This is a genomic window from Streptomyces sp. NPDC012935 (assembly GCF_042900345.1).
Taxonomy (GTDB): Bacteria; Actinomycetota; Actinomycetes; order Streptomycetales; family Streptomycetaceae; genus Streptomyces.
The window spans coordinates 108,063-115,164 of the sequence record NZ_JBIBBC010000023.1; the positions used below are offsets into that span (position 1 = coordinate 108,063).

Here is a 7,102-nt window from a genome sequence, read left to right on the forward strand (position 1 = left end):
GACGGCGAAGACGGGTAGTTAGCGCATCTAACTAGCCATAGGAAAGGCAAGGCGATGAGCGAGTCGCAGCTCTGGGACGACGTCGACGAGTACTTCTCCGCCCACCTCTCACCGGATGACGAGACGCTCCAGGCAGCCCTGCGCGAGAGCGAGGCGGCCGAGCTCCCGCCGATCGCCGTCAGCCGGTCCCAGGGCAAGTTCCTCCAGCTCCTCGCCCAGATCCAGGGCGCCCGCAACATCCTGGAGATCGGCACGCTCGCCGGCTACAGCACCATCTGGCTGGCCCGGGCCCTGCCCGCCGACGGCCGCCTGATCTCGCTGGAGTACAACCCCAGGCACGCCGAGGTCGCCACCCGCAACATCGCGCGGGCCGGCCTGGACAAGCTCGTCGAGGTCCGGGTCGGCCCGGCCCTGGAGTCGCTGCCCAAGCTGGCCGACGAGAACCCGGCCCCCTTCGACCTGGTCTTCATCGACGCCGACAAGGCCAACAACCCGCACTACGTCGAGTGGGCCCTCAGGCTCACCAGCACGGGCAGTTTGATCGTCGTCGACAACGTGGTGCGCGGCGGCGGGATCGTCGACGCCGACAGCACGGCCCCCGACATCCAGGGCACCCGGACCGCCATCGAACTGATCGGCAGCCACCCGAGGTTGAGCGGCACGGCGATCCAGACGGTGGGCAGCAAGGGCTACGACGGCTTCGCGCTGGCGCGCGTCCTCGCCTGAGGCCTGGCTCAAGCCTCGTGATAGAAGCCCACGTTGACGCTGCGCGGCTCGGTGCGGTCGTGGATGATGATCTCGCCGCTGCCGCCCCTGGGCAGCGGCACGGTCCCGCCGTAGCCGATCGGCTGGGCGTACTGCCCCACGGTCAGCCGCACCTCGGAGGACGGGTCGGGCTGCGAGCCGCGCAGCCAGGTCACCTGCCAGCTGCCGTCGGGCCCGCACAGGAACTCCAGGTGCACCCGCGAGACGAACAGCCACTCGTCCGGCGTCACCAGCCGGCACACCGACTTGTCGCGGCCCACCCGCAGCACGGCGCCCGGCTCGCTGGGCGCGTCGGCCATGAGCATGCCGGCCGTGGCACCCTCGTCCGCCGCGGACACGGCGGCCATGGTGAGTTCGAGCACGTGCGCTCCTTCTGAAACATCCTTGAACAGCGGCCGTTTGGCCACCGCGCCCGCATGATAAATCGCCCGGCACTGCCGCGTCCGGCACAATGAACTCATGACCGAGCGAAAGCCCCCGGGCGTCCCGTTCGAGTCCTGGGTCGACAAGCAGATCCACGACGCACAGTCCCGCGGCGACTTCGACAGACTGCCCGGCACCGGCAAACCGCTGCCGACCGACCTGGAAGCGCCGTACGACGAACTGTGGTGGGTCAAACGCAAGATGGCCCGCGAGGGCCTGTCGGTCCTGCCCCCGGCCCTGGCCCTGCGCAAGGAGGCGGAGGACGCCCTGACCGCGGCGTACGCGGCTCCCACGGAACGGACGGTCCGGAAGATCATCACGGACGTCAACGTCAAGATCCGCGACATGCTGCTGAAGCCGCCGCCCGGCCCTCCCCTGGGCCGAAAGCCGTACGACGTCGAAGAGGTCGTACGGCAGTGGCGGGAGAGACGCCGGGCGGCGGGCGAGTCGGGTGTTGCGTCAGATGCGTAGGAGCCGTTCCGCCAGCTCTCGATAGTCGCGCAGCGCGAGCCTGAGCTGCTCGGTGTCGGTGGAGGACGCGCCCTTGCCCTCGGCCGCGGGACCGGTCGTCTGCCAGGCCCCGCGCAGGGTACGCCGGCGCTGAGTCACCGCCTCGGTGAAGCGGGCGGCGAGCTCCTCCAGGACGCGGTCGGCCTCCTCCACGGCGCCCCGGGGGCCGTCGACGAATCCGGAGACCGCGTGCTGGAGCTTGAGCTCGAACTTGTCGGACTCGTCGTGCGGGAAGAGCCGCGCGACCTCACGCCCGCTCTTCGCAGGGGCCGCCGCACGCGCCTCACTGCCACGCCGCTCGCTCCCACCGGTGGGAGCGACCGGGGGCGCGCTCTTCGCGAGGTCGTGATCCGTCACCTTGCCGGCGCCCATGCCGGTCGTGGCGTCCGTCATGTCACTCAACTCCCCTTCGCGTGACGGGTGAACGTCCACGGCAGATGCCCGCGGTGGCCGTTGCTGCGGGCGGGTGCCTGCCCTTCGGCGTCCCTGCGGGACTCGTGCGAAGCCCGCCGCCCGACCGGCCCCGTCAGGTCCTCGAACAGGGCCCGGGCCTCGATCATGGCCTCGCGCATCTCCTCCGTACCCGCACCCCCGCCTTCCCGTTCGCCACCCACGTGCGCGTGAGAGACGTGGTGCACGTGCCGGTAGCCCTGCACATGGTCCGCGTGGTGTACGGCCAGTGCGGCGAGCTGCTCCTCGTACTGCGCGCCGTCCGGGAACCCGCGTGCCTGCGCCAGCTCCGCGAGCAGCCGGTCCGCCTCGGCGACGGCCTCCTTGGGCGACTCGACGAAGTGCTCCTGGGCGGCGGCCCAGCGCGCCTCGAACCGCTCGACCTCGGTCGGCTCCAACGGCCGCTCCCGCAGCCCGCCGTGCCGCTCCACCAACTGAGCCAGCTCACGCTCGGCAGCGTTGACGTCTCCGTCGTGCCGGGCAACGGCCCGCTCGTATTCAGGCCCGAAGCGCCGCTTCAGACCCCGACCGCCCTGCGCACCCCGAGTACGCAGGGCCAGGACGGCCGCGCCGAGCACGACGACGACCACCGCTATCACGATCAGAATGATCACACCTGTGGACATGTGTGCCGGGTTGCCCCCAGAACGCTCCCCAAACGGCCGTCGAACCGGCCGCCCACAAACTCAGTTGCGAGCCCGCCGGTCCCCTCGCCGACAATTGCGGCCATGACCTGGACCGTAGCCCCGGAATCCCCCGACTCCCCCATGGCCAAGGCCCTCTGGCGGGCGTACTACACCGAGGTCAGCGACCGCTACTACCTACTCCACAAGGGCCACCCCACCGACCCGTCCGAATTGTCCCGCGAGCTCGCCAACCCCCCGACCACCGAACTCACCCTTCCCGGAGGCCAGTTGCTGGTGGCCCGCTACGAGGGCGAGCCGGCCGGATCAGTCGGCATCAGACTCCAGAACCCGAACACAGCCGAACTCACCAGGGTGTTCGTAGACCCGAGGATGCGAGGCAAGGGCGGCGGCAAACTCCTGGTCCTCTCAGCCGAGGCCACAGCCCGCACGCTCCACGCAACCCGCATGATCCTCGACACCCGCCACGACCTGACAGAGGCACGCGCCCTGTACACAGCTCTGGGCTACGAGGAAACACCCCCACACAACGACGGCGTCTACGCCGAGCACTGGTTCACGAAGCCCCTCGACTAGGTCGGCGTACCCCGCGGCGCCGCAGCCACGCACGGCGGCAAGGGGACGTACCGGGGAATGTCCGCCCCGCAGCGGCGGGCGTCAAGAACCAGCACCCCTCAAGAGACAGCAACCGCCCGACCGGGGACGGACACCCCCCGGCACGTCCCCGACCCACAACCCACCCGCAGGCGCTACGCGCACCCCCACCGGACAGCGAGGGGCCGCCGCAGGCACCCGGCGCTCAAGAATCCCGCGGCTGCTCCCGATCAGACCCACACAACTCCGCATTCAACTCCTTGACCAGCTGCACCAGATCAGTAGGCCGATCCGGCCCCCACCAGTCCCCCAACAACTCGGCCAACGACTCCTCCCGAACGAGCGCCAACCGCTCGGCGACCTCCCGCCCCCGGTCCGTCAGCACCAGATCGAGCCCCTCCCGAACAGCCAGCCGCCGCCCCTCCACCTCCCGAGCGGCATCGAGAATCACGGACAGCGGCACAGAACTCCGCTCCGACAGCACCCCCGGCTCCACCCACCCGTACCTCTTGATCCGCAACAACAGCCAACTGGCCGCGGGCAACAGGTCGTAGCCCGCCCGCTCGGTGATGTCCCGATACACCTCCCGCCGCCCCTCCCGGGTACCGAGCACCGACAACGCCCGGCACACCTCGTCGTAGGACGACCGCTCGACGGGATTGCTGGCCAGCGTCTCGGTGACGTCGGGCGCGGTCACGGACCCCCGCAGCTTGTCCTCCCGCAGGAACCAGGCGAGCACGAACCCCACCAGAGCGACCGGCGCCGCGTACAGAAACACGTCGGTGATCGAGGACGCGTAGGCGTCCAGCGCAGCCGGCCGCAGCCCCGCCGGCAGTTCCCCGATACCCCGCGGATCCGCCTCAAGCCCGTCCAGTGAGACCCCGGGGGGAAGCGACACTCCCCGAAACGCCTCGACGAGCTTGTCATCGAGGCGGCCGGCGAAGATCGTCCCGAAGATGGCCACACCGAACGACGCCCCGATGGACCGGAAGAACGTCGCCCCGGAAGTGGCCACGCCGAGATCCTCGTACGACACGGCGTTCTGCACGATCAGCACCAGCACCTGCATGACGAGCCCGAGGCCCAGCCCGAAGACGAAGAAGTAGACGCTCATCTCCCAGGTGGAGCTGTCCCTGTCCAACTGGTGAAGCAGCAGCAGCCCCAGCGTGGTGACGCCCGTTCCCGCGATCGGGAACACCTTCCAGCGTCCGGTACGGCTGACGATCTGCCCGGAACCGGTCGACGCCAGCAGCATGCCGGCCACCATCGGCAGCATGTGCACCCCGGACGTGGTCGGGCTGACTCCCTGTACGACCTGGAGAAACGTCGGCAGGTAGGTCATCGCGCCGAACATGGCGAAGCCGACGATGAAGCTGATGACCGCGGAGAGCGAGAACGTCCGCACGCGGAACAGCTTCAGCGGCAGCACAGGTTCGGCAGCCTGCCGCTCCACGGCGACGAACGCGAAGGCGAGCACCACTCCGAGCAAAGCCAGCCCGACGATCTGAACCGACCCCCATGCCCATGTGGTCCCCCCGAGGGAGGCCACCAGCACGAGACAGGTGGCGACGGAGGCGATGAGGAAAGTGCCCAGATAGTCGATGACATGCCGCGTCGACTTACGCGGAGTGCGCAGCACGACAGCGATGACGGCAAGGGCGACGACCCCGATGGGAAGGTTGATGTAGAACACCCACCGCCAGCTCAGATGCTCCGTGAACACCCCACCGAGCAACGGCCCGAGCACACTCGTCGCCCCGAACACGCCCCCGAACAGCCCCTGATACCGCCCACGCTCCCGCGGCGGGACGATGTCGCCGACGATCGCCATGGACAGCACCATGAGCCCGCCGCCGCCGACACCCTGAATGGCGCGAAAGGCGATGAGCTGGGCCATGTCCTGCGCCATGCCGCACAGCGCGGAGCCGACGAGGAAGATCACGATCGCGACCTGGAACAGCCGCTTGCGCCCGTACTGGTCACCGAGTTTGCCCCAGAGCGGAGTCGCGGCCGTGGACGCCAGCAGATACGCGGTCACGACCCAGGACAGATGCTCCAGGCCGCCGAGGTCGCTGACGATGGTGGGCAGGGCGGTCGACACGATGGTCTGGTCGAGTGCGGCGAGCAGCATGCCGAGGAGCAGCGCGCCGATAGAGACGAGGACGTTGCCGGGCACGTTCTCGTGCGCGTCGGCTCGCCGTTGCGGGGGCTGCGCGTCACGCACATTTCCCGTCATACCGTGCGCGTCCTCGGCCATGAAGACCTCCCGAGCGTCTCGTTACACCTCCCATGCACCTCCCATCGTGATCGGTTTGATCAGTTATGGCCTGTTGAGCCCCTTTGGAAGCAGTCCTTCCGGGGGCTTGGGGAGACGACGTGAGGAACGTCTGCATAATCTGGGGAGTTCGCGAGGGGAGGGACGAACACGTGACTGAGCCGACGGGCGCGAAGGGTCCGGACAGCCAGGACGGCCCGATAGGCCAGAACGGTCACCTTTGCCCGGAGTGCGGTACGCCAAGAGGGGCCGACAACACCCCGTCCTGCGGCTGCGGCCTGCGCGTGTCCGAAGCCCTGCGAGACGCCCGTACGGCGGAGGCGGCCGCGGCGGAGGACTTCGATCCGCTGCGGATACGGCCATACGTGGAGTTGGAGGGTACCGGCGAAGCGGTCGGCGAGACGATGCCGCTGCGGGCGGTGCCGGTATCGCCGCCCACCCCCTTGGCACCTCCGGCCACGACACCGAGCGCGCAGGACCTGAGCCTGTTCGAACCGGACGGGGTGTCCGACCGGTCCGATCCGGCCGACGATCCCGGCACGGCCACCACCCGTCGCCGTCGTACGCGCACGGTCCTGCTCGGGGCCGGCGGAGCGCTCGTGGCCGTCTTCACGGCGGCGGGCCTGGCGAGCGGCATGTTCACGTACGAGGCGCCGGTACGGGACACGGCGCTGCCGGACGACGTACGGGCGAGCGTGCCGGCGCCGGCCACGAGCGAGGCCCGGGAGACGCCGTCCCCCACGGTGCCATCGACGCAGTCGGCAGCGCCGCCGGCGTCGCCGACGCCCACGCAGAGCGCGTCCGCTTCCCCCTCGCCGTCGAGGGCGAGCGCGTCCCCGTCCGCGTCGGCACCCCCGGAACCGACGAACGCCCCGTCCACCACCGAGGCCGCCGGCTCCCAGGAGGACTCCGCCGCCGCGCGGGACCCCGGGCCTGCCACCCTCCAGCGCGGCGACCGGGGCCCCGAGGTCACGGAACTCGAACTCCGCCTGACCCAACTCGGCCTCTACACGCGGGAGGCCAGGGGCAACTACAACGAGGCCGTCGAGGACGCGGTCATCCGCTACCAGTGGGCCCGGGGCGTCCAGCCGGACGAGTACGGGGTGTATGACCTGGCTACGCGGGAGAGGCTGGAATCAGAGACGACTGAACCGTGACGCGAAGCTGGCGGGGCCGGACGCCAGACCGGGGCCGGGACGCCAGCGCGGCGCTGGCGGGGCCGGGCCGGACGCGAGACCGGGGCCGGGACGCCAGGCCGGACGCGAGACCGGGGCCGGGACGCCAGCGCGGCGCTGGCGGGGCCGGGCCGGACGCGAGACCGGGGCCGGGACGCCAGGCCGGACGCGAGACCGGGGCCGGGACGCCAGCGCGGCGCTGGCGGGGCCGGGCCGGACGCGAGACCGGGGCCGGGACGCCAGGCCGGACGCGAGACCGGGGCCGG

General features: G+C 70.5%; 8 protein-coding genes. 4 read left to right on the forward strand and 4 right to left on the reverse strand.

What is annotated here, in order from left to right; translation table 11 throughout:
* The first annotated feature begins 54 nt into the window (after positions 1-54).
* Positions 55-726 (forward strand): O-methyltransferase, encoded by a 672-nt coding sequence (locus ACFY5C_RS36955; RefSeq protein WP_389453299.1) that lies wholly within the window; start codon positions 55-57, stop codon positions 724-726.
* Positions 727-734: 8 nt separating this feature from the next.
* On the opposite strand, the gene ACFY5C_RS36960 is transcribed toward ACFY5C_RS36955, so the two are convergent.
* Positions 735-1,127: a hypothetical protein gene (locus ACFY5C_RS36960; RefSeq protein WP_369270746.1), complete on the reverse strand. Its 393-nt coding sequence runs from the start codon at positions 1,125-1,127 to the stop codon at positions 735-737.
* Positions 1,128-1,224: 97 nt separating this feature from the next.
* Between ACFY5C_RS36960 and ACFY5C_RS36965 the strand changes: the two genes are divergently transcribed.
* Entirely contained in the window at positions 1,225-1,659 is a 435-nt protein-coding gene (locus tag ACFY5C_RS36965) for a DUF1992 domain-containing protein (RefSeq protein WP_389453302.1), read from the forward strand.
* Here the strand turns inward: ACFY5C_RS36965 and ACFY5C_RS36970 are convergent.
* Both ACFY5C_RS36970 and ACFY5C_RS36975 read right to left on the reverse strand, forming a co-directional pair.
* Positions 1,648-2,091, reverse strand: coding sequence for a hypothetical protein (locus tag ACFY5C_RS36970; protein WP_389453305.1), 444 nt, complete (start codon positions 2,089-2,091; stop codon positions 1,648-1,650). The genes ACFY5C_RS36965 and ACFY5C_RS36970 overlap by 12 nt on opposite strands.
* A gap of 5 nt (positions 2,092-2,096) precedes the next feature.
* On the reverse strand, positions 2,097-2,774 hold the full coding sequence (locus ACFY5C_RS36975; RefSeq protein WP_389453308.1) for a hypothetical protein: 678 nt from the start codon (positions 2,772-2,774) through the stop codon (positions 2,097-2,099).
* 102 nt (positions 2,775-2,876) lie between these two features.
* On the opposite strand from ACFY5C_RS36975, the gene ACFY5C_RS36980 reads away from it, so the two are divergent.
* Positions 2,877-3,368, forward strand: a complete 492-nt coding sequence (locus tag ACFY5C_RS36980) for a GNAT family N-acetyltransferase (RefSeq protein ID WP_389453311.1) — start codon at positions 2,877-2,879, stop codon at positions 3,366-3,368.
* Positions 3,369-3,591: 223 nt separating this feature from the next.
* Here ACFY5C_RS36980 and ACFY5C_RS36985 read toward each other — a convergent pair whose 3' ends face one another.
* The gene (locus tag ACFY5C_RS36985) at positions 3,592-5,643 is read right to left on the reverse strand and encodes an MDR family MFS transporter (protein WP_389453314.1); all 2,052 of its coding nucleotides are present in this window, start codon (positions 5,641-5,643) and stop codon (positions 3,592-3,594) included.
* Between the two features lie 170 nt (positions 5,644-5,813).
* Here ACFY5C_RS36985 and ACFY5C_RS36990 point away from each other — a divergent pair, with 170 nt between their 5' ends.
* Positions 5,814-6,818 carry a peptidoglycan-binding domain-containing protein gene (locus tag ACFY5C_RS36990; RefSeq protein ID WP_389453317.1) on the forward strand — a complete coding sequence of 335 codons (1,005 nt, stop codon included), beginning with the start codon at positions 5,814-5,816 and terminating at the stop codon, positions 6,816-6,818.
* The last annotated feature ends 284 nt before the right edge of the window (positions 6,819-7,102 follow it).

Bases quoted from the DNA above. Each gene is read 5' to 3' on its own strand.
- ACFY5C_RS36955 (WP_389453299.1), top strand. From the start codon at position 55: ATGAGCGAGTCGCAGCTCTGGGACGACGTCGACGAGTACTTCTCCGCC.
- ACFY5C_RS36965 (WP_389453302.1), top strand. From the start codon at position 1,225: ATGACCGAGCGAAAGCCCCCGGGCGTCCCGTTCGAGTCCTGGGTCGAC.
- ACFY5C_RS36970 (WP_389453305.1), bottom strand. From the start codon at position 2,091: ATGACGGACGCCACGACCGGCATGGGCGCCGGCAAGGTGACGGATCAC.
- ACFY5C_RS36975 (WP_389453308.1), bottom strand. From the start codon at position 2,774: ATGTCCACAGGTGTGATCATTCTGATCGTGATAGCGGTGGTCGTCGTC.
- ACFY5C_RS36980 (WP_389453311.1), top strand. From the start codon at position 2,877: ATGACCTGGACCGTAGCCCCGGAATCCCCCGACTCCCCCATGGCCAAG.
- ACFY5C_RS36985 (WP_389453314.1), bottom strand. From the start codon at position 5,643: ATGGCCGAGGACGCGCACGGTATGACGGGAAATGTGCGTGACGCGCAG.